Annotated in this window: 26 protein-coding genes and 3 pseudogenes; 13 read left to right on the top strand and 16 right to left on the bottom strand. The window is 71.0% G+C overall.

Going from position 1 to position 25253, the window contains the following annotated elements; all coding sequences use genetic code 11:
• Nucleotides 1-54: 54 nt before the first annotated feature.
• Nucleotides 55-483, bottom strand: coding sequence for a hypothetical protein (locus G6R20_RS07560; protein ID WP_067718538.1), 429 nt, complete (start codon nt 481-483; stop codon nt 55-57).
• Between the two features lie 121 nt (nt 484-604).
• Nucleotides 605-811: a dodecin gene (locus tag G6R20_RS07555; RefSeq protein WP_007629964.1), complete on the bottom strand. Its 207-nt coding sequence runs from the start codon at nt 809-811 to the stop codon at nt 605-607.
• 118 nt (nt 812-929) lie between these two features.
• Between G6R20_RS07555 and G6R20_RS07550 the strand changes: the two genes are divergently transcribed.
• Both G6R20_RS07550 and G6R20_RS07545 read left to right on the top strand, forming a co-directional pair.
• Nucleotides 930-1706, top strand: a complete 777-nt coding sequence (locus tag G6R20_RS07550; protein WP_163375976.1) for an isocitrate lyase/phosphoenolpyruvate mutase family protein — start codon at nt 930-932, stop codon at nt 1704-1706.
• Between the two features lie 58 nt (nt 1707-1764).
• Nucleotides 1765-2292 (top strand): DinB family protein, encoded by a 528-nt coding sequence (locus tag G6R20_RS07545; RefSeq protein ID WP_067718532.1) that lies wholly within the window; start codon nt 1765-1767, stop codon nt 2290-2292.
• 91 nt (nt 2293-2383) lie between these two features.
• On the opposite strand, the pseudogene G6R20_RS07540 reads toward G6R20_RS07545, so the two are convergent.
• A pseudogene (locus G6R20_RS07540) lies at nt 2384-3266 on the bottom strand (pseudouridine synthase).
• Entirely contained in the window at nt 3263-3439 is a 177-nt protein-coding gene (locus tag G6R20_RS07535; protein WP_156523619.1) for a hypothetical protein, read from the bottom strand. Before G6R20_RS07535 ends, G6R20_RS07540 begins: the two are co-directional and overlap by 4 nt.
• 110 nt (nt 3440-3549) lie before the next feature.
• Between G6R20_RS07535 and G6R20_RS07530 the strand changes: the two genes are divergently transcribed.
• The 5 genes from G6R20_RS07530 (at nt 3550) to ilvD (ending at nt 9694) form a co-directional block, all read left to right on the top strand.
• On the top strand, nt 3550-4467 hold the full coding sequence (locus G6R20_RS07530; RefSeq protein ID WP_067718528.1) for an endonuclease/exonuclease/phosphatase family protein: 918 nt from the start codon (nt 3550-3552) through the stop codon (nt 4465-4467).
• Nucleotides 4468-4481: 14 nt separating this feature from the next.
• Nucleotides 4482-5102 (top strand): hypothetical protein, encoded by a 621-nt coding sequence (locus G6R20_RS07525; protein WP_067718525.1) that lies wholly within the window; start codon nt 4482-4484, stop codon nt 5100-5102.
• A 244-nt stretch (nt 5103-5346) separates the two neighbouring features.
• The gene (locus G6R20_RS07520) at nt 5347-6384 is read left to right on the top strand and encodes an LLM class oxidoreductase (RefSeq protein ID WP_163375975.1); all 1038 of its coding nucleotides are present in this window, start codon (nt 5347-5349) and stop codon (nt 6382-6384) included.
• A gap of 99 nt (nt 6385-6483) precedes the next feature.
• A complete protein-coding gene (locus G6R20_RS07515; RefSeq protein WP_200841542.1) occupies nt 6484-7845 on the top strand; it encodes a deoxyribodipyrimidine photo-lyase in 1362 nt (453 codons plus the stop codon).
• A 109-nt stretch (nt 7846-7954) separates the two neighbouring features.
• Nucleotides 7955-9694 (top strand): dihydroxy-acid dehydratase, encoded by a 1740-nt coding sequence (ilvD, locus tag G6R20_RS07510; protein WP_096905209.1) that lies wholly within the window; start codon nt 7955-7957, stop codon nt 9692-9694.
• Nucleotides 9695-9782: 88 nt separating this feature from the next.
• On the opposite strand, the pseudogene G6R20_RS07505 reads toward ilvD, so the two are convergent.
• Together G6R20_RS07505 and G6R20_RS07500 are read right to left on the bottom strand one after the other, a co-directional pair.
• Nucleotides 9783-10139: pseudogene (locus tag G6R20_RS07505) on the bottom strand (VOC family protein); the annotation flags it as partial.
• A gap of 63 nt (nt 10140-10202) precedes the next feature.
• Nucleotides 10203-10889: a PhoU domain-containing protein gene (locus G6R20_RS07500; RefSeq protein ID WP_096905210.1), complete on the bottom strand. Its 687-nt coding sequence runs from the start codon at nt 10887-10889 to the stop codon at nt 10203-10205.
• 124 nt (nt 10890-11013) lie between these two features.
• On the opposite strand from G6R20_RS07500, the pseudogene G6R20_RS07495 reads away from it, so the two are divergent.
• Nucleotides 11014-11285: pseudogene (locus G6R20_RS07495) on the top strand (ABC transporter permease subunit); the annotation flags it as partial.
• 88 nt (nt 11286-11373) lie between these two features.
• Here G6R20_RS07495 and G6R20_RS07490 read toward each other — a convergent pair.
• The 4 genes from G6R20_RS07490 to G6R20_RS07475 all read right to left on the bottom strand — a co-directional run bounded on the left by G6R20_RS07490 (nt 11374) and on the right by G6R20_RS07475 (nt 14428).
• Nucleotides 11374-11856: an FABP family protein gene (locus G6R20_RS07490; protein ID WP_069389787.1), complete on the bottom strand. Its 483-nt coding sequence runs from the start codon at nt 11854-11856 to the stop codon at nt 11374-11376.
• 40 nt (nt 11857-11896) lie between these two features.
• Nucleotides 11897-12424 carry a DUF488 domain-containing protein gene (locus G6R20_RS07485; protein ID WP_067718508.1) on the bottom strand — a complete coding sequence of 176 codons (528 nt, stop codon included), beginning with the start codon at nt 12422-12424 and terminating at the stop codon, nt 11897-11899.
• Nucleotides 12424-13464: a DUF808 domain-containing protein gene (locus G6R20_RS07480; protein ID WP_067718505.1), complete on the bottom strand. Its 1041-nt coding sequence runs from the start codon at nt 13462-13464 to the stop codon at nt 12424-12426. Before G6R20_RS07480 ends, G6R20_RS07485 begins: the two co-directional genes overlap by 1 nt.
• 88 nt (nt 13465-13552) lie before the next feature.
• Nucleotides 13553-14428: an oxygenase MpaB family protein gene (locus tag G6R20_RS07475; protein ID WP_119191756.1), complete on the bottom strand. Its 876-nt coding sequence runs from the start codon at nt 14426-14428 to the stop codon at nt 13553-13555.
• A gap of 82 nt (nt 14429-14510) precedes the next feature.
• Here G6R20_RS07475 and G6R20_RS07470 point away from each other — a divergent pair, with 82 nt between their 5' ends.
• Nucleotides 14511-15248 carry a CPBP family intramembrane glutamic endopeptidase gene (locus G6R20_RS07470; protein WP_067718502.1) on the top strand — a complete coding sequence of 246 codons (738 nt, stop codon included), beginning with the start codon at nt 14511-14513 and terminating at the stop codon, nt 15246-15248.
• Here G6R20_RS07470 and G6R20_RS07465 read toward each other — a convergent pair.
• Genes G6R20_RS07465 through G6R20_RS07455 form a run of 3 tightly spaced genes read right to left on the bottom strand, consistent with a single transcriptional unit; the run spans nt 15223 to nt 18594 of the window.
• Nucleotides 15223-16479: a multidrug effflux MFS transporter gene (locus G6R20_RS07465; protein WP_163375974.1), complete on the bottom strand. Its 1257-nt coding sequence runs from the start codon at nt 16477-16479 to the stop codon at nt 15223-15225. The genes G6R20_RS07470 and G6R20_RS07465 overlap by 26 nt on opposite strands.
• Entirely contained in the window at nt 16476-18059 is a 1584-nt protein-coding gene (locus tag G6R20_RS07460; RefSeq protein WP_163375973.1) for a cation:proton antiporter family protein, read from the bottom strand. Before G6R20_RS07460 ends, G6R20_RS07465 begins: the two co-directional genes overlap by 4 nt.
• A gap of 28 nt (nt 18060-18087) precedes the next feature.
• Nucleotides 18088-18594: a hypothetical protein gene (locus G6R20_RS07455; protein WP_119191758.1), complete on the bottom strand. Its 507-nt coding sequence runs from the start codon at nt 18592-18594 to the stop codon at nt 18088-18090.
• A 157-nt stretch (nt 18595-18751) separates the two neighbouring features.
• Here G6R20_RS07455 and G6R20_RS07450 point away from each other — a divergent pair, with 157 nt between their 5' ends.
• Nucleotides 18752-19237 carry a VOC family protein gene (locus G6R20_RS07450; protein WP_163375972.1) on the top strand — a complete coding sequence of 162 codons (486 nt, stop codon included), beginning with the start codon at nt 18752-18754 and terminating at the stop codon, nt 19235-19237.
• A 132-nt stretch (nt 19238-19369) separates the two neighbouring features.
• Here G6R20_RS07450 and G6R20_RS07445 read toward each other — a convergent pair whose 3' ends face one another.
• The 3 genes from G6R20_RS07445 to G6R20_RS07435 form a co-directional block, all read right to left on the bottom strand.
• Nucleotides 19370-21067, bottom strand: coding sequence for a fumarate hydratase (locus G6R20_RS07445; protein ID WP_163375971.1), 1698 nt, complete (start codon nt 21065-21067; stop codon nt 19370-19372).
• Nucleotides 21068-21129: 62 nt separating this feature from the next.
• Nucleotides 21130-21696 (bottom strand): methyltransferase domain-containing protein, encoded by a 567-nt coding sequence (locus tag G6R20_RS07440; protein ID WP_240341318.1) that lies wholly within the window; start codon nt 21694-21696, stop codon nt 21130-21132.
• A 55-nt stretch (nt 21697-21751) separates the two neighbouring features.
• Nucleotides 21752-22051, bottom strand: coding sequence for a hypothetical protein (locus G6R20_RS07435; RefSeq protein WP_163375970.1), 300 nt, complete (start codon nt 22049-22051; stop codon nt 21752-21754).
• 198 nt (nt 22052-22249) lie between these two features.
• On the opposite strand from G6R20_RS07435, the gene G6R20_RS07430 reads away from it, so the two are divergent.
• From G6R20_RS07430 to G6R20_RS07420, 3 genes are read left to right on the top strand one after another with little or no spacing between them, the layout of a single operon-like run.
• Complete coding sequence (locus G6R20_RS07430; protein WP_119191761.1) at nt 22250-23161, top strand: ABC transporter substrate-binding protein; 912 nt, start codon at nt 22250-22252, stop codon at nt 23159-23161.
• Between the two features lie 19 nt (nt 23162-23180).
• A complete protein-coding gene (locus G6R20_RS07425; RefSeq protein WP_163375969.1) occupies nt 23181-24203 on the top strand; it encodes a holin in 1023 nt (340 codons plus the stop codon).
• Nucleotides 24196-25245, top strand: coding sequence for an iron chelate uptake ABC transporter family permease subunit (locus G6R20_RS07420; protein ID WP_163375968.1), 1050 nt, complete (start codon nt 24196-24198; stop codon nt 25243-25245). Before G6R20_RS07425 ends, G6R20_RS07420 begins: the two co-directional genes overlap by 8 nt.
• Nucleotides 25246-25253: the final 8 nt, after the last annotated feature.

Below are 25253 nucleotides of genomic sequence, written 5' to 3'. Positions count from 1 at the left end.
CTGTCATCCGCGAGCGGTGGTCAGAGGCGGCTCACCGGGCCGCGTGCCGCCCACTCACGCGCGGCTGCCGTTGCGCGCGGCGCGGCCGCCGACGATCTCCACGGTGTCCACGTCCGCCACCCCCAGCGCCAGGAGCGCCTGCCCCGTCGCATCCAGCTCGTCCTCGATCGTTCGCAGCCAGCCCCGCACCACTTCGTCGGGGAGGCGGCGCCTGGCGGACAGGCCGACGACGAATCCGGGCGACGCGATGGCTGGCAGGACGGCCATCGCGTCGCGGCGCTCGTGCGATGTGCACAGCCAGTCCACGTCGCTGATGAGGATGGGGGCGGCAAGGCCGACGTCGTGTTCGTCGCACGGGAGGATGAGCATCGTGTTCCGGCCGCGGTCGTGGTGACCGAGGACGAGGTCGATCACGCCGGCGGCGAGCGGGGCGTCGTCGAGCGGGAGCGTGTTCCAGTTGTCGGGGAGGTCCTCGAATCTCATGCCCCGAGTCTCGGCGCTCCCGAGCGCCGGCGACAGCCCCGCGGCGCGTTCTGTGTAGCCGCCGGAACGCCCTGTGGATAAAGGGATCCGCGGGAACCCGGAGGTGGCCGGACGCGTCTGGTCAGGACTCGTGCCGGAACCCCACCTTGATGGTCACCTGCCAGTGGGCGACCGCCCCGCCGTCGAGCTTGCCGCGGACGGACTGGACCTCGAACCACTCGAGGTTCCGCAAGGTCTTCGACGCTTCCGCGACCGCGTTGGCGATGGCCTGGTCCGTTCCGTCCGGCGAGGAGCCGACGATCTCGGTGACGCTGTAGACGTGGTTCATGGTGACCTCCGGAGTGCGCGCGGCGATGTGTGATACGGGTCACTCTACGGTGGTCCGCGCGCTCGGCCACCGGCGTAGGGTCGGGAGGCGAAAGTTCCCGTTCCAGAGGAGGATCGAGATGCCCGACGTCCGTGCACAAGCAACTACGCTGGCCGAGCTCCACGAATCGGGTGAGCTGACGGTCCTGCCGACCGTGTGGGACACCTGGAGCGCCCGGGTCGCCGCCGATGCCGGCTTCAAGGGACTGACGGTGGGCAGCCACCCCGTCGCCGACGCGATCGGCAGCGCGGACGGGGAGAAGATGGACTTCTCCGAGTACCTGCACGTGGTCAAGCGGATCACGGACGCGGTGTCCGTTCCCGTCAGCGCGGACGTCGAGTCGGGCTACGGTCTCGACCCCGCCGAGTTGATCACCCGCCTGCTCGAGGCCGGGGCCGTCGGCGCGAACATCGAGGACGTCGTGCACCGCGAGGGCAAACGCGTCCGGGACCGTCAGGAGCACGCTGACTACATCGCCGCCGCTCGCCGCGCGGCTGATGACGCCGGGGTCCCCTTCGTCATCAACGGACGCACCGATGCCGTCAAGCTGGGAACGGACGTCTTCCCGGACCCGGTGGCGGAAGCCGAGGCCCGTATCGCGCTCATGGAAGATGCCGGAGCGCGATCGGTGTACCCGGTGGGCGTGACGACCGCCGATCAGCTGACGCGTCTCGTGCAGGCGGTGACGATCCCCGTCAACGCGACCGCCCATCCGGTGAGGGGACACGGCGCCGGCGACCTGGCGGCCCTGAAGAAACTCGGTGTGCGCCGGGTGTCCTTCGGCCCGCTCTGGCAGATGTGGCTCGCCGAGGCCTCCACCCACCGGTTCGCCGACTGGCTCCCGGAGAACGGCTGACGTCGCCGACCGGGCCGATCAGGCCGCGGGCCCGGTGCCAGGGTGAGACGGTGGAGGCATGGACACCCCTCCCGAACCCTCGCTGCCGGACACGAAAGACTGGACGACCGTTCTCGAGTCTGGCTGTGACGACTGTGGATACCGGCCTCACGACCCGGCTTTCACGAGCGACCGACTGGCTTCCGCCCGCGACCGGTGGCTCGCCGTCCTCCGGCGGACCGGGGTCGAGCGGCGACCGTCGCCGCGGGTGTGGTCGCCGCTGGAGTACGCGGGCCACTGCCGTGACCTCATCGAAGTCCTGGGGGACCGCATAGCGGCGATGCTCGACCGAGCCGAGCCGACCTACGACGATTTCGACGGCGAGGCGGCGGTCGTCGAGCACGGGTACTGGCGCAGCGACCCGGACGATCTCGCCCGCCGACTCGACGCCACCACCGCTCGGACGCTGAAGGTTCTCGACCGCGTCGGCCCCGCGGACCGGGACAGGACCGGTCGACGCGGCGACGGCTACGTCTTCACCATCGCCTCTCTGTGCCAGTACATCGTGCACGACGTCGAACACCATCTGGGTGACGTCGACGGGTGAGAACGCGCGGTCCCTGTTTTCCGCCCCGGGGCCTCGCGGGCGGGCTCGCCGACCGGCCCGTGGTCGGCGCCCACGCCGTCGCCCAGCGGCGTCACGCACCTGACGTTCCAGCGGCGTCGCTGACGGGGGCGTGTGTGAGGGTCCGGCGCGTGGCGAACCGTCGGGGCTCGCCGGTGACTGGGTCGGTGAACCCGAGCTCGCGGGCGAGGAGTTGCAGCGGCAGGTCGGGGTCGTCGGGGGCCTCGGGCAGCAGGTCGGGGTAGCGCCGGTCGCCGAGGATGGGGATCCCCAGCGCGGCGAGGTGCACGCGCAGTTGGTGGAGCCGCCCCGTGCGGGGCCGTAGGAGAGTCTGGACGACGAGCCGCCCTGAGGCGCTGTGTCCGGTCCGGAGCACGTCGACGAGGGTCTCGGAATTGGGCGGTAGCTCGGGGTGGAGGGTGACGCGCAGCTCGCCGCGCCGCGACCGGATGTGCTCGCGGTGGGTCACGGGTGGCGCCGCGCGTGTCGGGGCGGGCGGAGAACATGACCACCCCGGCGGTCTCGCGGTCGAGGCGGTGGATCGGCGTGATGTCGTCGTTGCCCAAGCGGGTGCGTAGCCGGACCAGTGCGGTCTCGCGCAGGAAGTGGCCGGACGGGGTGGTGGGGAGGAAGTGCGGTTTGTCGACGACGACGAGGTGGTCGTCCCGGTACAGGATCTCCTCCCGGTAGGGCAGGACGGTCTCGTCGGGCAGGTCGCGGTGGTACCAGACGAACTCGTGGGTGCCCAGCGGAGTGTGGTGGTCGATCGCCCGGCCGTCGGCGCCGACGATCTCCCCGGCGGGGATCCGGCGCCGCAGCTCGCCCGGGTCGAGGTGGTCGAACCTCGTCTCGATGTAGTCGGCGATGCCCGCCCACGGGCCGGCGGCGGGGACTCGCAGGCGGGTGGGGCTGACGCCGTCCCGGACCGGTAGAGGCGGCGGTGCGGGCACGGTCACACGTCCTGTCCGGTGACCGCCCGCGCCGGCAGGAAGTCGTTGTCGAGACGGCTCGGGACGTACATGGTGTGCTCGGACCCGACCCCGGCGCGGCGGACGACCGCGGAGAAGAACACCCGCGCGGCCGGCAGACACTCCACGCACTGCTGTCCGACCGGCGTGTGTTGATCCACGGGAGGATCGTGTCACGGTTGCGACCGGTCCGCAGCGGGCCGCGCGCCGAATAGGGTGGAGGTCGCCCGGCAGGAGCGATGCAGAGGCGAGAACGGTGTGGGGTGGGGAGATGGCGCAGCGCGAGGCCGGGTCGGACCCCGCCGCCGAGCCGTCGGCGGGGGACCCGCCGCTGGTCGGCCCGGTGCCCGCGCCCGGCCTGCACGTCATGACGTGGAACATCCGGCGGCCGGTGCCCGCTGCGCTCACCCGGCCGGCGGACCGGTGGCATCACCGGGCGCCGCGCGTGCGGGCGCTTCTCACATCCGAGCGACCGACCGTTCTGTGCGCGCAGGAGGTGGCCGCCCGACAATTCGCCACCGTGCTCGAGGCCCTCGGCCCGGGCTACGACCACGTCGGTCGTGGCCGCTCGGCGGACGGCGGGGGAGAGGCGTGTCCGATCTTCTTCGACGCGACCCGTCTCGAGCTGCTGGGCTGGGAACAGTCCGCCCTGTCGGACACGCCTCACCGTGCCGGGTCGGTGTCCTGGGGCAACCTGTTCCCCCGGGTGATGGTCGAGGTGCACCTTCGCGACCGGGTCACCGGTCACGACCTGCTGGTGGTCAACACACACCTCGACCCGCTGTCCGGCCGGTCCCGGCTGCGCTCCGCCCGTGCCCTCCTGGAGGTGGTGGCCGCACGGGGCCTGCCGGCCGTCGTGACGGGCGACTTCAACGCGGGCCCGTCGAGCCCGGCCGTGCGCGCACTCCTCTCGGACGGGGTACTGGTGGACAGTTGGCGGGTCGCCCGCGCCCGGCACAGCGAGCAGTGGGGCACCTACGCCGACTACCGGCGCCCGCGACGGGACGGCGCCCGGATCGACTGGATCCTCACCACTCCCGATCTCTCGGTCACCGACGCCGCGATCAATCCGCTCCGCCACGAGGGCGGGTGGCCCTCGGACCATCTGCCGGTGCACGCTGTGGTGCACCCGGCCGGCCCGGGCGATGAGGAGCACAATGGGCGGCGAGACGAGACGCGAGGACAGTGAGGAGCCCGACGGACGTGATCGACAACTTCCTGCGCCCCGCCGGGAGCGCATTCCAGACGGTGGCGGACGCCCTGCGCCTGCTCGGCGTCCTTAGCGTGGTCTCGGCCCTGCTGTTCCACGGGGTGACGGACGCCGCCATCGTGGCCTTCGCCCTACCCGGACTCATGCTGCCCCGGTTCCTCGGCATGCGCGCGTGGGCGGACGTCACCGTGTCGGCCACGCTGCTCGTGGCGGCGTGGAGCAACGTCGTGGACCTCTACCGAACCGTCTGGTGGTGGGACATCCCGATCCACTTCTTCCTGGCCGGCGCCCTGTCTGTGGTGGCGTACGTGTTCTGTGCGCACCGCGGGATCGTGCGGGCGCCGGGTGCCCGCGGGTTCACCGTCACCGGCGCGGTCGTGCTCACCACGGCGTTCGGGCTCGCGCTGGGCGCGATGTGGGAGATGGTCGAGTGGTTCGGCTACGCCTACCTCGCAGACGAGATATACGTGACCTACGAGGACACCGTCGGGGACTTGGCGGCGGGCGGACTCGGCGCGCTGCTCGCCGGCGTGCTCATGGCCCGTGGCCCAGAGCTGCTGCTCCCCGCGGCCACGCCGCCCGCCCGGCCGGCGCCCGCCTACCGGCACAGGTAGATCTCGGCCCGCCCGTCCCCGGAGCGAGCTGCGCCGTTCGCGACGAGAGCCGGCCTCGTCGTCGTCGCCGTACCCGCGCAGGCTCGAGGCGCGGCCCACACCACCATCGCGATCCGGAAGAGGGAGACGAGTTCGGTCGAGGAGGGCTCCGCGGCCGGGCCGGCAGGCGGTGTCGCCCGGCGTGGCGGCACCGGGTGACCGTGGGCGTTCGGCCCGCCGTGCCGCCCGTGCCAAGGTGGAAGCCATGACCTCCTCGCCGTGCACCCGCTCCGACGGTGACCCCCGCGCCCTGCCGGGGTTCCGGCGCACCTACGCGCCCGGCCGACTCACGGTCGGCCTCGGGTTCCCGATGCGGAGCCGGACCGACAGCGACGACGTCCACGACCCGGCGGCCCAGGTGCGCCTCGCACGGGCCGCCGAAGCCGGCGGTTTCGCCGCCCTCTACGTCCGTGACATCCCGCTGCGCGTGCCGTCCTTCGGCGACGTCGGTCAGGTCTACGACCCGTGGATCTACCTCACCCACATCGCCGCCCACACCTCGCGGATCGCGCTGGGCACCGCGGGCATCGTCCTGCCGGTGCGGCACCCACTGCACGTGGCCAAGTCCGCGTCCAGCGTCGACCGGCTGTCGGGCGGACGGTTCCTGCTGGGATTGGCGTCCGGCGACAGGCCCGAGGAGTTCCGCGCGTTCGGCCTCGAGCAGGGCGAGCGCGGTGAGCGGTTCCGCGAGAACCTCCGCGTGATGACGCACGCCCTGACCACCGAGATGCGCGGGATCCGGTGGTCCGGCGGATGGATGCACAGCGCGGACGTGGTGCCCAAGCCCAGCGCCGCGTCGGTGCCGACGATCATGATCGGCTCGTGTCAGCAGAGCGTGGCGTACCTCGCCGCCCACGGCGACGGGTGGATGACCTACCCGCGGGACTTCGACGTCCAGCGGCGCACGGTCGAGCAGTGGCGGGAGATGGTGGTCGCCGCGGCCGGGGGAGCCGGGAGCGACGGCGGTGGTGGGAACGAGGGCGGTGGGAACGACGGCGAGGTGTTCAAACCCTTCGCACAGTCGCTCCGCATCGACCTGGCGGAGAACCCCGACGAGACCGCCTCCCCGATCGACTTCGGTTTCCGGATCGGTCGTCGGCGACTGGTCGACCACCTGGAGGACCTGCGGGGGATCGGTGTCAACCACGTACAGCTGGGGCTGGGGGCCTGCCGCCGACCGGTCCTCGAGGTGATCGCCGAGTTGGCCGAGTACGTCGTGCCCGGTTTCCCCGCGCTCGACTGAACGGGATCCCCGGCCCGGGTCTGCCACACTCGGGAGATCACTGCGCCGCCCGCCGCCCCGGGGGCGGTCGTGCCCGTCGACGAGGGAGGCCCTGTGGGGATCTCGATCCTGTGGTTCCGACGTGATCTGCGGCTGACCGATCACCCCGCCCTCCTCGAGGCCGTCGCCTCCGGGGACGAGGTCCTGCCGGTCTTCGTCCGGGACCCCGCGCTGCTGCGGCGGGCCGGTGTACGGGCGGGGCGGTTGGCGGCCTCCCTCGCCGCGCTCTCGGGGGACACGGGCGGTGCACTGGTCGTGCGGACCGGAGACCCCGCCGAGGTGATCGCGGGGCTCGCCCGCGAGGTCGGCGCCGGCCGCGTCCACATCAGCCGGGAATCCACCCCCTACGGACGATGTCGCGACGACCGCGTACGCGCCGCACTCGACGCCGACGGTCGCGAACTGGTGACCACCGGGTCTCCCTACGCCGTCGGTCCGGGCCGGGTCCTGAGCGGCAGCGGGGAGCCGTACAAGGTCTTCACACCGTTCTCCCGCGCCTGGCACGAGCACGGGTGGCCCCCGCCCGGCGAGCGGCCCGACCACATCCCGTGGACCACCGCGTCCGGGGAAGGCCCACCTGAGGTCCCGGCACGAGCGGGCGGGACCGCAGCAGCGGGGGAGGCCGCGGCTCTCACCCGGTGGCGGGAGTTCCTCCACGACGATCTCCAGGCATACGACGAGCAGCGGGACCGACCGGACCTCGACACCACCAGTCGGTTGTCCGCGTACCTGAAGTACGGGGAGATCCACCCACGCACGATCCTGGCCGAACTCGCCGACCACCCGGCCGCGGGCGGGGAGGGAGCCCGCCGCTTCGTCACCGAACTCGCATGGCGTGAGTTCTACGCCGACGTCCTGTGGCACCGGCCACGATCCGCGTGGCGCGACCTGCGCGACCCGCTCGCGGGCATGCCCTACGACCACGGCCCCGGGGTGGAGGACCTCGTCGAGGCGTGGCGGCAGGGCCGGACCGGGTACCCGTTCGTCGACGCCGGGATGCGGCAACTACTCGCCGAAGGGTGGATGCACAACCGGGTGCGGATGGTCACGGCCAGTTTCCTCGTCAAGGACCTCCACGTCTGGTGGCCGGTCGGGGCGCGGCACTTCCTCGACCACCTCGTCGACGGTGATCTCGCCTCCAACAACCACGGGTGGCAGTGGGTGGCCGGCACGGGAACCGACGCCTCCCCGTACTTCCGGGTGTTCAACCCGGTGACTCAGGGGCGGAGATTCGACCCCGACGGGGAGTACGTCCGGCGATGGGTGCCCGAACTCGCTCACCTGTCCGGGGCCGCCGCCCACGAGCCGTGGCGCGCCCCGGGCGGCTACGACGGTGGCTACCCGTCGCCGATCGTCGACCACGCCGAGGAACGCCGCGAGGCCCTACGTCGGTACGACCTGGCCAGGGACGCCGATCGCTGACCGGGCCGTGGGGCCGCCGGCCGTCACGCCCGATCCGGGCCCCGCTCGATCGTCGGCCCCCCGGGAGGGTCCGAGGGCGCCGACCGCGGGGAGTGCCTAGGCTGGCCCCATGACCTCCGGCACCGACACCCCCCGCTCCGATAACACGACCACCGGCCGTGAGGCCGACATCAAGCCCCGAAGCCGCGATGTGACCGACGGCCTGGAGAAGACGGCCGCGCGCGGGATGCTGCGCGCCGTGGGAATGGGCGACGACGACTGGGTCAAGCCGCAGATCGGTGTGGCCTCCTCGTGGAACGAGATCACCCCGTGCAACCTCTCGCTCGACCGGCTGGCCAAGGCCGTCAAGGAGGGGACTCACGCCGGAGGCGGTTACCCGCTGGAGTTCGGCACCATCTCGGTGTCCGACGGCATCTCGATGGGCCACGAGGGGATGCACTTCTCGCTGGTCTCGCGTGAGGTGATCGCCGACAGCGTCGAGACCGTCATGAGCGCCGAGCGGCTCGACGGCTCTGTGCTGCTCGCCGGCTGCGACAAGTCCCTGCCCGGCATGCTCATGGCCGCTGCGCGGCTGGATCTGGCGAGCGTGTTTCTCTATGCCGGGTCCACCCTTCCCGGCTTCGCCAAGCTCTCCGACGGAACGGAGAAGCAGGTCACGATCATCGACGCCTTCGAGGCCGTCGGGGCCTGCTCGCGCGGTCTCATGAGCCGGGAGGACGTCGACACGATCGAGCGGTCCATCTGCCCGGGCGAGGGCGCGTGCGGCGGTATGTACACCGCCAACACGATGGCGAGCGCCGCCGAGGCGCTGGGTATGTCCCTGCCGGGCAGCGCGTCGCCGCCGGCCCCGGACCGCCGGCGCGACGACTACGCCAAGGCGAGCGGCGAGGCCGTGGTCGAACTGCTGCGGCAGGGCATCACCGCGCGCGACATCATGACCAAGGAGGCGTTCGAGAACGCGATCGCCGTCGTCATGGCCTTCGGTGGGTCCACCAACGCGGTCCTACACCTGCTCGCGATCGCCAGCGAGGCCGAGGTCGAACTGACCCTCGACGACTTCGCTCGCATCGGCGCCACGGTGCCGCATCTGGCCGACGTCAAGCCGTTCGGTGCCCACGTTATGACCGACGTGGACAAGATCGGTGGCGTCCCGGTGGTCATGCGGGCCCTGCTCGACGCCGGTCTGCTCCACGGCGACTGCCTCACCGTCACCGGCCGCACCGTCGCCGAGAACCTCGCCGACATCGCTCCGCCGGACCCGGACGGCAAGGTGCTCCGAGCGATGTCCGAGCCGATCCACCCGACCGGCGGGATCACGATCCTGCGCGGGTCGCTCGCCCCCGAGGGTGCGGTTGTCAAGTCCGCCGGTTTCGACTCCGACGTCTTCGAGGGCACCGCGCGCGTCTTCGAGCGCGAGCGCGCTGCCATGGATGCTCTCGAGGACGGGACCATCACGGCGGGCGATGTCGTCGTGATCCGCTACGAGGGTCCCAAGGGCGGGCCCGGTATGCGTGAGATGCTCGCCATCACCGGTGCGATCAAGGGCGCGGGCCTGGGCAAGGACGTCCTGCTCATGACCGACGGGCGCTTCTCTGGTGGCACGACCGGGCTGTGCGTCGGCCACATCGCCCCGGAGGCCGTTGACGGGGGACCGATCGCGTTCGTGAGGGACGGCGACCGGATCCGACTGGACGTCTCGCAGGGGGCCCTCGAGCTGCTGGTGGACGAGTCCGAACTGCGGTCCCGGCGCGAGGGGTGGGAGCCCCTGCCGCCGCGATACACCCGCGGCGTCCTCGCCAAGTACTCGAAGTTGGTGCAGTCGGCGTCCACCGGGGCGATCTGCCGCTGACCCCGGATGGCACGACGACACCCGGCCGCGGTTCTCTCGCGACCGGGTGTCTACCGGCCTCCGGGTCAGGCTGGTGTAACCCGAACACATTGCCCTCGGTGTCGAGGAAGTAGCCCTGCCAGGCCATTCCCGGGAGCGCGTGCGTGTCCAGCGCCACGGTGCCCCCGGCCGACAGGATCATCCGGGCGGTGGCATCGAAGTCCTCGCACCCCACGGTGAGCACGGCGCCCCGGACCGGCGCCCCGGCCGCGGGCGGATCGCCGGTCCGCTGCTTGATCGCGCCGTTGATGCCGGGGGCGTCCTCGGGTCCGGTGGTCACCCCGAAGTAGGGGCTCCCGGCGTACTCGCTCCAGTCCTCGAACGTCCAGCCCAGCGCGTCACCGTAGAACGTGCAGGCCCGGGCCGGGTCGGAGGCGTGGATCTCGAAATGGACCGGTCGGGACATGGCGGTCTCCTCATCGGGTCGCGGAAACCCAGGATATCGCCGCGCGGAATCGTCCGGCAGTACTCAGTCCAGAACCGTGCCGTCATCGAGATGGGACAGCGACCCGCCCTCGGGGCGCTCGCCGGTCGCCAGGTACACGACCCGGTTGGCGATGCTCACGGTGTGGTCGCCGAAACGCTCGTAGTAACGGGCGAGTAGGGCCAGGTCCACGGCCGCCACCGAACCGTGCGGCCAGTCCTCGGCGGAGATCTGCTTCATGAGGTCCGCGTGGAGGCGGTCGACGGCGTCGTCCTCGGCGTCCAGGGTGCGTGCCCTGTCCGCATCCTTCTCGACGAGCAGGGCGGTGAGCTCGCGGGCCATCCGACCGTCGTGCTGCGACAGTTCCCGGATGAGCGGGACGAGCGGGGCGGGCACCACGGGGAGCGGGTGGCGTCGGCGGGCGACCCGCGCGATGTGGCCGGCCAGCGCGGCCATGCGGGTGAAGTGCTCGACGATGTAGATCCCCGAGACCACCTGACGTAGGTCGCCGGCCACCGGGGACTCGAGCAGGAGAAGCTCGAACGCGTGCTGCTCACTGGCCTCACGGAGATCCTCCAGTTCCGCGGCGCCGTCGATCACCTCGATGGCGGCGAGTTCGTCGCCGTCGAGCAGTGCCGCGGTGGCTCGGTCGAGCAGGCGGATGTTGGTCTCGCAGAAGCGAACCAGCTGGTCCGAGAATTCATCGAGCTTGGAATGGAAGACAGTGCGCATGACACGACTGTAGTGCCGGTGCGGTAACGGACGGCTTCCGTTCTCCCACTGTTCACCGCGCCGCCCTCCGGAAAGGGGGACCCGGCCCGGGAATGAATAGACAGAACGGTCCCCGACCAGGGTCGCCAGCGGCTGGGAGCGCCTGACCCGGGTCGTCATCCCCGCGGTCCGGCCGGCGATCCTGGGCGGCATCCGCCTCGCGCTCGGGACGGCCTGGATCGTGTTGGTGCCCGCGGAGATGCTCGGTGTGCGGTCCGGCCTGGTTATCAGATCCTCAACGCCCGCGACCAGTTGGCCTACGACCAGGTCATGGCGGTGATCCTCGTGATCGGCATCCTCGGATTCGCGCTGGATGGGCTGTCACGGCTGGTTCTGCGCGACCGCGCCGCGCGCTGACGCTCGCGGCTGGCCCCGGCGGCCGGTGGTCGCGCAGCGCCCGGATCAGTTCGTCGTTCCTCGTGACCGACCGGCCCTGTGCTGCGGTCTAGGCCCTGCGCAGCTCGGAACGCAGGTGGTGGGTGAGGGGCTGGCCGACCGCTGCCATGGCGAACGTGGTGGTGATCCGGTCGTCGACGGTCTCGTAGCGGCGGTGCGTGGTGTCGACCTGCTTGGCGCTCGCACTGTTGTGCACGCGTGAGTGGAACTCCAGCACCAGGGCGTCCGCCTCGGCGACGAGCGTTCCCTCGCAGAGTTCGGTCTGCCCGGTGGGTTGGGACAGGACGAGCTCGGCCGTACCGTCACCCGGGACCCGGAGGTATCCGGTCTCGGTGTGCATGGGGGATCCGGTGGGGCTCCACGTGCGCTGCACGTAGTGCAGGAAGGGCTTGCCCACGTCGGTGAACGTGATCTCCTCGGTGTAGGTGAAGTCGTCGATCGTCGGGTACGAACCGGCCCCCTCGCCTCGCCAGGTGCCCAGCAGGGCGGCGACGGGGGTCAGGTTGGCGGCGGGCGTCGAGGCGGGATACATGGCGCGAGACTAGGCCATCGGTGACGCCGGCCGCGCGGGGTCAGCCATCCCAGACCGGTTCGCCGTGCTCGTCGAGCCGCAGGCCCTCGCTCGGACTGTGCTCGGTGATCTTTCCGGTGTGCATCAGGTGCCCCACGGGCAGACCGTGGACCGTGGCGACGACGTCGGCGACGATCCGACGATGGCAGCGCCACCACACCGACTCCGAGCACATGACCGCGACCTGTCGCGATCGGGCGTCGGCCACGACCCGATCGAGGGCGGCGCGGAATGCAGGGTCCCGGGTCCAGGCGCTGTAGGCGCGGAACGCCTCGACCCGCCACCAGGTGTCGGGGGAGGCCCGGCGCCGGTCGGCGGTGAGGCTGCGGCGGCCGCCGAGGTCCTCTTCCCAGCGGTAGTCGATCCCCGCCTCGCCGACGATCTCGGGCACCGCGCCCTTGGCTGCGGCGGAGTTCGCGCGGCTCCCGGGAAAGCGCCGGATGTCCACGAGGAGTTCGACGCCGGCGCCGGTGAGCAACCGTGCCAGCTCGTCGCGATCCAACCTGCCGTGCCCCACCGTGAACAGCATCAGTGGCCGGTGTCCTCTCCCGTCCTCGTTCGGGTCGCCCCGCCGTGGTCACCGCGCGCGCCCCCGGCGTCGGTGCCGGACCCGGCGTCGGAGTCGGCGTCCGCCCCGGCGTGCGACCCGGAGCTCCGTCGCGGGATCAGGTGCATGATCGCCACGACCACCGCGCCCACCGCGAGGCCGAAGACCAGTGCGCACGCCGTGTCGACGAGCCAGGCGAGTACCGCGCCGACGCCCGCGACGCCCGCCGCGGGCTCGGTCAGGACGTGTACGAGGTGGTACGGCCCCGTCACGCCGAGTTCGTCGAGCCCCACGAGGAGGATGTGGCCACCGACCCACAGCATGGCCAGCATGCCGACGAAGGAGATCACCTCGAGCACCGTCGGCATGGCCTTGACCAGACCGTGGCCGAACCGCTGCACACCCGGGGACTCCCTCCCCGCCAGGTGGAGGCCGACGTCGTCCATCTTCACGATCACCGCGACGACGCCGTAGACGAGCGCGGTGATGCCCAGCCCCACGACGACCAGGATGATCGCCCGGGACCAGAAGGACTCCGATGCGACCTCGTTGAGGGAGATCACCATGATCTCGGCGCTGAGGATGAAGTCGGTGGTCACGGCGCCGCGGACCATCTTCGCCTCGGCGTCCGGGCCCCGGTCCACGACGGGGGCGGCCTCCTCGTGGTGTCCGGAGACCCGCTCCCAAACCTTCTCCGCCCCCTCGAAGCAGAGGTAGAGCCCGCCCAGCATGAGGATCGGGGTGAGGATCCACGGCACGAACTGGCTGAGCAGGAGTGCGAAGACGATGATGATCGCCTTGTTGCCCAGTGACCCGATGGCGATCTTGCGGATCATGGGCAGTTCGCGGGACGGGTCGACGTCGCGGACGTACTGGGGGGTCACGGCGGTGTCGTCGACCACCACGCCGGCGGCCTTCACGCCGGCGCGGCCTGCGGCGGCGGCGACGTCGTCGGTACTGGCCGCTGCCATGCGCGCGAGCACCGCGACGTCATCGAGCAGGGCGGCGAGTCCACCGGCCATCACAGACCTCACTTCTCAACGGGCGGGGGGAACCCGCGGACGACAGGGCCGACCCCGGAGGGTCGGATCGTCACAGGGTAGCGCCGCGTCACTCGGTCGCGTCGAGGACCCAGCGCAGTGAGGAGACACCGGCGCGTCCCAATGCCCGTCCGAGTCCGCTGGATCCGAGCGGCCCGTCGGGGAGTTCGAGCATCGTCCGGGCCCACCCCGGCAGCGCCGCGACGGCTCCCTCCCGCAGCAGCGCGTAGGCGGGCCTGTCGGTCAGTCCCATCGGTGGTCCGTCGAGCAGGAAGTGGCGCGCGTCGAGCGCGGCGGGCGAGGCCTCGAGCTCCGGCCGGTACCCCTCCAACGCCGCGTCGAGGTCGCGCACGGTGAGGGGCACCTCCCCGGCGCCCATCATGAGCCCGGTTCTCGAGGCCTGTCGTACGTAGTCGTCTCGTTCGGCCGGCGTCAGCGGCTCGCGCCAGTAGAGGCGGTGGCATTCGAGGAAGCTCCAGATCTCGGCGACGTGGACCCAGCGCAGGAGGTGGGGGTCGCGGGCGTCGTAGGGGCGCCCCCGGTAGTCGGTGCCCAATACCGCGCGGTGCGCACCGTTGATCTCCCGGATGAGCCGGGAGGCGTCGGTGATCGTGCCGAAGGTCGTGGTGGCGATGAACTGCGAGGTGCGCTGGAGGCGCCCCCACGGGTCGCCGCGGTAGTCGCTGTGGTCGGCCACCCCGGCCATGGCCAGCGGGTGCAGGGACTGTAGGAGGAGTGCGGTGAGTCCGCCGGCGAACATGGAGGCGTCTCCGTTGACGCGGCAGATGGCGTCGTCGGGGGAGTTCCAGCGTTCGCCCTCGGAGTGCCAGATCTGCTGGCGTCTCGCGTCGGCGTCGTCACCCGCCACCCGGGAATGGACCACTAGGCCCACCCTGCGGCGGGCGCCGGTCAGGGCGCGGGACGCGGTCGTCGTCACCGTTGCCATGGTGGACACCCCGTCACGTGACGTGGTCGTCCGTGTCACCATACCCCTGGTACGGACGGGCCGCGCGGTATCGTCGCGACTGATGACCACGACGTCGACGTCCCTGTCCGGCCGCTCCCGTGTGCGCGGGGTGGCGGGCGTCGCCGCGGTCCTGGCCACGCTGGTCGCCATCAATCTCACCGCCAACCTGGCGGGTCTGCCCTTCCGCGAGTGGATCGTGCCGCTGGCCGTTCTCGTGCTGGTCGTGGTCGCCAAGGCGCGGTGGATGCGGTGGTCGGACCTGGGGCTGGCGGCGCGGCACATGCCCCGCGGGCTGGCGTACGGTCTCGCGGCGACGGTGCTGGTGGCGGCCGTGGTCACGGCCGGGTGCCTGATCCCGGCGACGAGCCCGTTCTTCCTGTCCGAGCGCTACTCGGACCTGCGCATGGCGGTGTTCTCGGCGCTCGTGCTGATCCCCCTGATGACGGTCCTGCCCGAGGAGCTCGCGTTCCGCGGGGTCCTGCAGGGGGCGCTCGAGCGGACCTTCGGCACCACGGGCGTGTTCGTGATCGGGTCATCGGCGTTCGGACTGTGGCACGTCACGTCGTCTCTCGGGCTCACGGCCGGCAACGCCGGCCTCGCACAGGTCTTCGGTACCGGTCTGGCGGGTCAGCTCGCGGGGATCGGCCTGGCGGTGACCGCGACCTCGGTGGCCGGGGCCGGGTTCATCTGGATCCGTCGCCGCAGCAGCAGCCTCCTGGCCCCGATCGGGTTGCACTGGGCGTTCAACGCCGTCGGGGCGCTCGCCGCAGCGCTCACGTGGCGCGCACTGGCCGGCTGATCACCGCCCACGTCGCCGCGACGACCAGGACGGCGCACGCCCCCATCACGACGAGCAGCGGGATCACCGAGTGCGGTCCGGCGAGTCCGGTGAGCGGGGAGACCACGGCGGCGAGTCCGAACTGGGCGGCGCCGAGGAGCGCCGATCCGGAGCCCGAGCGGCCCCGGGTGGCCTGCATGGACAGTGCCGCGGCGTTGGGCAGGACCAACCCGACGGACAGGGTGAGCAGGACGAACCCCACGGTGACCGGTGCCAACCCCAGGGTGCCGGCGGGGGAGAGGGCGACGACGACGACGAGGTGGACGATCGCCGTCACCATGCCCACCACGCCGGTGCGCATGATCTTCTCCGGGGCGAACCGGCCGATCAGCCGGGCGCCCGCGAGGTTCGAGACCAGGATCCCCAGCGCGTTGACGGTGAACGCCACCGAGTACGCGGTGGGGGACAGGCCCACCATGTCCTGGTAGATGAACGGGCTGGCGGAGATGTAGGCGAACAGGACGCCGAAGGTGAACACGAACACCGACACGCGCGCGATGAACGGGCCATGGGTGGCGACGCCCCGCATGTCCGACACGGTGGACAGCACACTCCCGGTACGGCGGGACGCGGCCGGGAGCGACTCCGGCACGGCGACGAGGACCCCGACGACCGTGATGGCGGACAGGCCGGCCAGTAGCCAGAACACGCTCCGCCAGCCGCCGAACGGCACGACCGCGCCGCCGATGAGCGGTGCGATGACCGGGGCGACGGACTGGATCGCCATGAGGGTGGCGAACGCCTTGGCCACGCCCGCACCGCGCCCGACGTCCACCACGACGGCCTTGCTCAGGACGATCCCGGCCGCACCGGCGAAGCCCTGCGCGACGCGTCCGAGCACCAGGATCCAGATGGACGGGGCCAGCGCGCACACCACTGCCGCGAGTGCGGTGCCCACCGAGCCCAGGACGAGCAGCGTCCGCCGCCCCACCCGGTCGGAGAGGGGCCCGATCACGAGCTGCCCCGCCGCCAGCGAGACCATGAACGCCGTGAGGGTGAGCTGGGCGGTGGAGGCCGTGATCCGGAACTCCTCGACGATCAGCGGCAGCGCGGGCAAATAGGTGTCGGTCGCGAACGGCCCGATCGCCCCGGTGAGCGCGAGTGCGAGGAGCATCGTGGCGGGCACCGACGCGGTGGGTGTGGGTGTGGGGATCGGCGGCACGGCGGAGGGTCGTCGTTCCGCAGACCTCATTCCCGCACCCCCGCGGCCTCCGCGGCACTGTCGGCCAGACCGACCCCGGTGCCCTCGAAGATGTGGAAGGCCACGTCCGCTCCCCGTGCGATGAGTTCGTCCCTCTCGTCGTCGTACTGGGCGACCACCGCGACGGTGCCCTCGAAGTCCCGCGCGTCCACCTGCTCGAGAGCGATGAGGTTCGAGCCGTGGAACGGCATGGCCAGCACGATGATGTCCACCTTCTCGTCGTTCACGCAGCGGTCCCAGAAGTCGTCGTCGGTCGCGTCGGCCTCGATCACGTGGACATCCTGCTCGCGGAGCCTGGCGACCTTCACGGGGTCGTTCTCCACGCCGACGACCGTCAGACCATACTCGTCGGCCAGACGGTCCCGCACCGCGCGGCCCACCCGGCCCACCCCCAGGACCAGCACCCGGGCGTGACCGATGTCGAGCGGGGCGTCCTCCGGGTGGGTGCGCTCGTCCCGCAGGGTGGGTACGAGCGAGGACAACCGCGCCACGAGCCGCGTCCCGCGGTGGTTGACCAGCGTCGAGATCACGAAGCTCGCGGCGACCGCGACCGACACCACCACTAGCCAGTCCTGCTCGACGAGACCCGCATCGACCCCGGTCGCGGTGACGATGAGCCCGAATTCCGAAAAATTGGCCAGCGCGAGGCCCGCCAGGATCGAGGTCCGTTTGCGCAGCCCGAACGCCGCCAGCACCAGGGTGAACACGGCGGCCTCCAGGGGGAGCAACACCACGAGCAGGAGGCCCAGCAACAGAGTCTCCGGGGTGGGGGTGACGTGGAGACCGATCGAGACGAAGAAACCCACGAGCAGTAGCTCGCGGAGGCCGAAGAGAGTGCGGGACAACTCGGCGGCGCGCGGATGCGAGGCGAGGAGGACCCCCACCACCATCGCCCCGAAGTCGCCCTTTATGCCGACGCTCTCGAACAACCAGTACCCCGGCACCAGCGCCATGGTGATCCCGAACAACGCCTGCAATTCGCCGTGACCCAGCCTGCTCCAGGCCCGGCGGACAAGCCACACCGCGGGGAGCAACAATGGCAACGCCAACGCCCACGGGCTCGGCGGGGCGCCCGTCATCGCCGTGAGGAACGCGACCGCAACCACGTCCTGCAGGACGAGGATGCCGATCGCGACCCGGCCGTAGAGGGTGTGGGCGTCGGACCGCACGTCGAGCACCTGGACGACGAAGACGGTGCTGGAGAACGACAGCGCGAAGCCGAGCAGGGCCACCACCTGCCAGTCCGCGCCGGCCAGCAACCGCACCCCGATGATGGACAGCATCCCCAGGAAGCCGGCGGTCAGTCCCGCGACAGCCAGGAGGTTGGCGGCCGTCGTGGCGAGGACCTCACGCCGCAGGAGCATCCGCACGTCGAGTTTGAGCCCGATGGTGAAGAGCAGGATCGTCACGCCGAGGTCGGCGAGCGAGTCCACCACGGGCAGGGCCTCGATGCCGGGCGCGTGGAGGATGAACCCCGAGGCCAGATAACCGATGAGGGTGGGCAGGCGCATCATCCGGGCGACGAACCCGCACCCGAACACCACGACGAGGTAGATCGCGACGGTCTCCACGGGTGCTACTCGCCCGGCGCGGTGGTCGTCACCGCACCTCGACGACCGGCCGACCGTCCAGGAACGCGATCGTGCCGTTCTCGAACGCCGAGATCCACCCGCCGTCGGTCGTCGTCTCGTCCGAGACGGGGAAGCCCAGCTCACCGGCGGGGCCGCCCGCCTCGCGGTAGGCGGCGAGGATCTCGCCCTGGACCACGAACGCGTTCCCGGACGGCGTGAGCACGATCGCCCCCCGCTCGAAGTCGGTGACCGAGCCGCCCTCCACAGCCGTCGGCGGCCCCGTCACCCGGCCGAGATCGCCCTGCTCGCCGCCGAGCTCGTTCCAGCGGTCCGCAACGGCCACCGGGATGTCGACGCCCGAGTCCGCGGGCCCCGGGACGGGGGTCGACCTCGTCGTCGTCGCCGTCTCCGTCGAGGACACCGGGGCGGCGGACTCACCGGCGCCGCCACCGTCGTCGGCGGAGCAGGCGACCAGACCGGCACCGAGGGTGACGGCGAGAGCGAGGGGGGCGAGGACACGCATGATCCTGTCCATGCCGGAGATCCTAGCCGCCCACCCGTCGGGCCCACCCCGCCCACCGCCGCCGCCGATGCCGAACCGTGATGACCGAGTCCTTTCCAGGGGCGCCGGGCCGGTGGACACTGGGAGCGGGCGACCTGTCCGACCGGGCGAGCCCCGGGAGGAGGCCGCGATGGCCGTGATGACCACGTGTCTGTGGTTCGCCACCCAGGCGGAGGAGGCCGCCGAGTTCTACTGCTCGGTGTTCCCCGACTCGCGCGTGGTCGCCGTGGACACCAGTCCCGTCGACACTCCCGGGCCGAGGGCGGGGGACGTGCTCACCGTGGAGTTCGAGCTCGACGGGCGGCCGTTCATCGCGCTCAACGGCGGCTCGGAACCCGAGTACACCGACGCGATCTCCCTGGAGATCCGGTGCGCCGACCAGGCGGAGATTGACCACTACTGGAACGGCCTGCTCGCGGGAGGGGGCCGTGAGGTGCAGTGCGGGTGGCTGATCGACCGCTTCGGAGTGCGGTGGCAGGTCGCGCCGCAGTCCCTCTACGACTTGTGGCGCGGCGAGGACCGGGAGGCGGCGGCGCGCGCGTTCGCGGTGATGATGGACATGGTGAAGCTGGACGTGGCGGCCATCGACGCGGCGGCTGCGGGCGCCGACGCCTGACTCGGACTCCCACCCGTCGCCCCTACGAAATTCGCTATTCGCATTCCGGATCCGCTACTCGATATGGAGTAGCGGATCCGGAAAACGAGTAGCAGATCTGCGGGAACCCGGGAACGCGGGAACGCGGGCAGGTCAGAGGCCGGGGCGCTTGCCGATCGTCAGCGTGACCTCGCCGGTGTGGGCGAAGAAGTCCTCGCCCTTGTCGTCCACCACGATGAAGGCGGGGAAGTCCTCGACATCGATCTTCCACACCGCCTCCATGCCGAGCTCCTCGTACTCGACGATCTCCACGTGCTTGATGCAGTCCTGCGCCAGACGCGCGGCCGGACCACCGATCGAGCCCAGGTAGAACCCGCCGTGGGTCGCGCACGCGTCGGTGACCTGCTTGGAGCGGTTGCCCTTGGCGAGCATCACCATGGATCCGCCCGCCGCCTGGAACTGCTCGACGTAGGAGTCCATCCGGCCGGCGGTGGTGGGCCCGAACGACCCCGACGGCATGCCCTCCGGCGTCTTGGCCGGTCCGGCGTAGTAGACGGGGTGGTCCTTGAGGTACTGCGGCATCTCCTCGCCGGCGTCGAGCCGCTCCTTGATCTTGGAGTGCGCGATATCGCGGGCCACGACCAGCGGACCGGTCAGGGACAGGCGGGTCTTGACCGGGTGCCTGCTCAGCTCGGCGAGGATCTCCGGCATCGGCTTGTTGAGGTCGATCCGCACCGCGGCGCCCTTGCCGGTGCCGGAGATGCCGTCGGTTGCGGCGTCGAGCTCCGCGTCCGTGGTGGTGGGCAGGAACCGGCCCGGGTCGAACTCGAGCTGCTCGAGGAACACGCCCTCCGGGGTGATCTTGGCCCTGGCCTGACGGTCCGCCGAGCAGGACACCGCGATCGCGACGGGCAGCGAGGCGCCGTGGCGGGGCAGGCGGACGACGCGGACGTCGTGGCAGAAGTACTTGCCGCCGAACTGCGCGCCGATCCCGATCTGCTGGGTGAGCTCGAAGACCTTCTCCTCGAGCCCGACGTCGCGGAAGCCACGCCCGGTCATCGCGCCCTCGCGGGGGAGCTCGTCCAGGTAGTGCGCCGAGGCGAGCTTGGCGGTCTTCAGCGCGAACTCCGCCGAGGTACCGCCCACGACGATCGCCAGGTGGTACGGCGGGCAGGCGGCCGTCCCGAGCGAGCGGATCTTCTCCTCGATGAACTGCATCATCCGGTCGGGGTTCAGGATCGCCTTGGTCTCCTGGTACAGGAACGACTTGTTGGCCGACCCGCCACCCTTCGCCATGAAGAGGAACTTGTAGGCGTTCTCGCCGCCCGGGGTGGTGTTGGCGCCGATCTCGATCTGCGCGGGCAGGTTGGACCCGGTGTTCTTCTCGTCCCACATGGTGAGGGGGGCGTTCTGCGAGTAGCGCAGATTGAGCCGGGTGAAGGCGTCGTACACGCCGCGGGCGACGGCCTTCTCGTCCGGACCGGGCGTGAGCACGTGCTGGCCGCGCTCGCCCTTGACGATGGCCGTACCGGTGTCCTGGCACATCGGGAGCACGCCGCCCGCGGCGATGTTGGCGTTCTTGAGCAGGTCCAGGGCGACGAACTTGTCGTTGTCGCTGGCCTCGGGGTCGTCGAGGATCTTGGCGACCTGGGCCAGGTGGTCACTACGGAGGTAGTGGGAGATGTCGTGCATCGCCGTCTCGGTGAGCAGACGGATGGCCTCGGGATCCACCCGCAGGAAGGTCATCCCGTCGGGGCCCTCGACCGTCGACACGCCCTCGGTGGTGAGGAGGCGGTACTCGGTGGTGTCCTCCCCGACGGGAAGAAGGTCCTCGTAGAGGAAGTCGGCCATCAGGGGCTCCTGGTTCTGGAGGTGGACAAACTTCCCCCAGGATAGTGGCCGGGGTCACGGGGTCAGAATCGGGTGTGGAGCAGGGGGACGAACCGGTACCCGCCATGCTCGGTCACATCGATGCCGTCATCGGTCCGGCGTACGCGGTGCATCACCCCGGCCCAGGGCGCCACCATGACGCCGTCCACGGTGAGCTGGTCGACGAGCTCCGAGGGGAGGTCGTCGGCCATCGCGGAGACGAGGATGCGGTCGAACGGGGCGAGGGAGGGGAGGCCCAGCGTCCCGGGCTCGGCGGGGTGGACACGTACCCAGGGTTGTCGTATCGCCGCCCGGGAGCGTTCGACCAGCTCGGGGACGAGTTCGACAGCGGACACGGAGGAATCGGGCCCCCCGAGTTCGCCGAGGATCGCCGAGGTCCACCCGCTGCCCGAGCCCACGTCGAGCACCCGCATCCCGGGGAACGGCTCGAGGAGCGAGAGCATCGCCGCGACCGTCGACGGCTGTGAGTTGGTCTGCCCGAACCCGATCGGTAGCGGGGCGTCGAGTTCGTGGTCGGCCACGACCTCCGGCGGGAGGAATCGACGGCGATCCTGCGCGCGCATCGCCGCCGGGATGCTCGGGGTGCTCACCGCGAGACCTCCTCCCGCCGGGCATGGCGGCGGGGCTGATCGCCCCGCCCGGGCTCTATGCCTCGCCGAGGACGCGCGTCTCGCCGTCGGGGTCGAGGTCGTCGATCTGGTCGCGGGGCTCCTCGGCGACGCCCTTGTCCTCGGGCTCCGCGGTGTCGACGTCGGGGCGCTCGGCAGACAGCTTCTCGTCGAGGGAGTCGTTCTCCTCGACGGGCTTCCACGACTCCGGCGCGTCGACGGTGAGGTCCTCACCGTCGGTCGAGATGGTGTCGGCGTCGAGTCCTTCGCTGCCGTCGAGCGTGTTCTCGTCGTAGTCGCCGTCGGTGTCCTGGTCGTACTCGCGTTCGGTGCTCATGCCGTCGATTGTGCGTCGTCCGCCAGCTCTTCGCATCCGGTCGCCCCATACCCCGGGGGAGCCGGAGAGCCACCCGCTAACCGAGGGCTGTGGGGCGGACGATGCTCTCCAAGTGAGGTAAGCCATACTTAAGACTTGCCCAGGAGCCGCGAGGGTGTTTAAGGTGAGCCTAACCTTCCGAACCAACCTTGGAGTGACATGAAGCGATTCCCCAAGATCGTCGCAGCGACGGCCGCCATCGCCCTGACCGGTGGCGCATTGACCGCCTGCGGGAGCTCGGATGCACAGTCCGCCGGGAACGAGGGTGAGGGGCCGACCCGCGTCGTGCTCACCAGCCACGCCGCGGCCGACACGCTGGATGAGCTCGATCTCGAGGATCGCGTCGTCGGCCTGGTCAAGACCGGGGTCTTCCCGGAGGCGCTGGACGCCTACGCGGGCGACGAGTACACGGACATCGGCAGCCTCAAGGAGCCGAAGATGGATGTGATCGCGGAACTGGGGCCCGACCTCATCCTGTTCGGCAACCGCACCCGCGCGATGGAGCCCGAGTTCGCCAAGATCTCCGACCAGGTGATCGCCGGCGACCCGGACACCGCCGAGACGATCGCCTCCAACCGCGCCAAGGTGGAGGAGATCGCCGCGCTGTTCGGGGCCGAGGACAAGGCCGCGGACGAGCTCGCCGAGATCGACGAGATGGTCACCGAGACCCGCGCCAAGGCCGAGGGCGCGGGCACGGCGCTGGTGCTCATGACCTCCGGTGGCAAGGTCACGGGGTACGGACCGGGTTCACGCTTCGACCTCATCTTCAACGAGCTCGGCATGACGCCCGCTGGTGAGCTCGAGTCCGAGGGCAGCCACGGCGCGCCGCTGAGCTGGGAGCAGATCGCCGAGCTGAACCCCGACCACGTCTTCGTCATCGACCGCGACGCCGCGATCGGCGCCGAGGGAGAGGCCGCGACCGCCCTGCTCGACAACCCGCTGTTCAACCGGACCAACGCCGCGACCAACGACAACGTCCACTTCCTGGACGGCCAGAACTGGTACCTCGTCGGAGGCGGCATCGGCGTCCTCGAGTCGATGATCGACGAGATCGACTCCGCCGTCTCCTGACGGTGGGAGTCCACTTCTCATGACGACGACCCTGGTCGAGCGCCGACCGCAGCGCACCTCGCTGTGGCCGGCGCTCGGCGTCGTCGCGCTCGTGCTCTCGCTCGTCGCGAGCGTGTTCGTCGGCGCGGCCGACATCACCGTGTGGGACGCGCTCACCGGCGGGCTCACCGAGGCGCACCGCGTCTATCTCGTCGAGGCCCGTCTGCCCCGCACCGCCGCCGCCGCCCTCGCGGGGGCGTCGCTGGCGATCGCCGGTCTGCTCATGCAGTTGCTCACCCGCAACCGCTTCGTCGAACCGTCGACCGCGGGGACCGTCGAATCGGCGGGGCTGGGCCTGGTGGTGGTGGCGATCATCGCACCGGGCGCCCCGATCGTGGCCAAGATGCTCGTGGCCATGGTGTTCGCGCTCGCCGGGACCGCCCTGTTCCTCGCCTGCATCCGTCGCGTCCCCGTCTCGGACTCCTTCGTGGTGCCGCTCGTCGGCATCATGCTCGGGTCCGTGATCGGGGCGGTCGCAGCCTTCCTGGCCCTGTCGCGCGACCTTCTCCAGATGCTCAACTCGTGGATGCTCGCCGACTTCTCGGCGGTCCTGGCCGGGCGGTACGAGCTGCTGTGGCTGGTGGCGGTCCTCGGTGTCCTCGCCTACATCGCCGCTGACCGCTTCACCGTGGCGGGCCTGGGTGAGGACGTCTCGACCGGTCTCGGGCTCGACCACAAGACCGTCGTCGCCGCCGGGATGGCGATCGTGGCGGCGGTCGCCGCCGTCGTCGTGGTCACCGTCGGTGCCCTCCCGCTCCTCGGGCTCGTCGTTCCCAACGTCGTCTCACGACTGGTGGGTGACGACGCCCGACGGGGCCTGCCCCTCGTGGCACTGCTCGGGGCGGTCACCGTCCTGATCTGCGACATGGTGGGCCGGTCGCTGCCCGGGCTGTTCGCCGGCGGCGCCCCCGGTGCCGGCGAGGTCCCCGTCGGGACGATCGTCGGGATCCTCGGCGGCGCCGTGTTCCTGGCCATGATGCTGAGAGGGGTGCGCAATGCCTGAGACCGCCATCCTCGTCGCACCGCCGGAGAGCCTCACCCGGGGGCGGACGAAAGCGGAGGCCGACCGCCGTCGACGGTGGATCGTGACCCTCGTGTGTGCTGTCGCGGCCATCGCGGCGCTCGCCGCACTCGTCCTCTCCGGGTTGCCGGACACCGTCGGTTCGAGGGCGTGGTCCTACTCCCTCGACCGACTGTCGCGCCACGCGGTGGCGATCGTTCTGGTCTCGGTCGCGGTCGGGGTCTCGACGGTGATCTTCCAGACCGTCACCGGCAACCGGATCCTCACGCCGGCGCTGATGGGTTTCGACTCGCTGTACCTGCTCATCCAGACCATGCTCGTGTTCTTCATGATCCCGCGCGATGCCGCCGTCATCGGGGGCCTGACGAGCGGCGGTCTCTCCGGGTTCCTCGGTCAGACCGCGATCATGGTGGTCGCGTCGACCTCGCTGTACCTGTGGCTGCTCGGCGGTCGGAGGACGGACATCCACCTGCTGCTGCTGGTGGGTGTGGTGTTCGGCGTGTTCTTCCGCTCCGCCTCCTCGTTCTTCCAGCGCCTGCTGGACCCGGCTGCCTACCTGCAGATCCAGGACGCCATGTTCGCGAGTTTCCGGGGCGTCCAACTCGACGTGCTCGTGGCGTGCGGGGTCATCGTGGTGGGCGGGCTGGTGGCCGTGGCGATCCTCGGTCGTCGACTCGACGTGATGCTGCTGGGGCGCGATCCCGCCGTCGCGCTCGGCGTCGACCACCGCCGGGTCACGATCGTGGTCCTGGTGGTGGTCTCCTTCCTGGTGTCCGCCTCCACGGCCCTGATCGGGCCGGTGATGTTCTTCGGGCTCATCGTCGCCAACGCGGCGTACGCCCTGCTCGGCACCACCCTGCACCGGTTCACCCTGCCGGTGGCCTCGCTGCTGGGCGTGATCGCCCTGGCTGGGGGCGAGATGGTCCTCGGCGCCCTCGGCGTCGAGTCCGCCCTGAGCATCGTCATCGAGTTCGCCGGCGGCCTGCTGTTCCTGTTCCTGCTCCTGACCAACCGCGCACGCTGAAAGAGAGG

Source organism: Dietzia sp. Alg238-R159 (assembly GCF_900537145.1).
Classification (GTDB): domain Bacteria; phylum Actinomycetota; class Actinomycetes; order Mycobacteriales; family Mycobacteriaceae; genus Dietzia; species Dietzia kunjamensis.
Note: the sequence above shows the minus strand (reverse complement) of the source record. Positions and strands in the feature narration are given on the sequence as shown.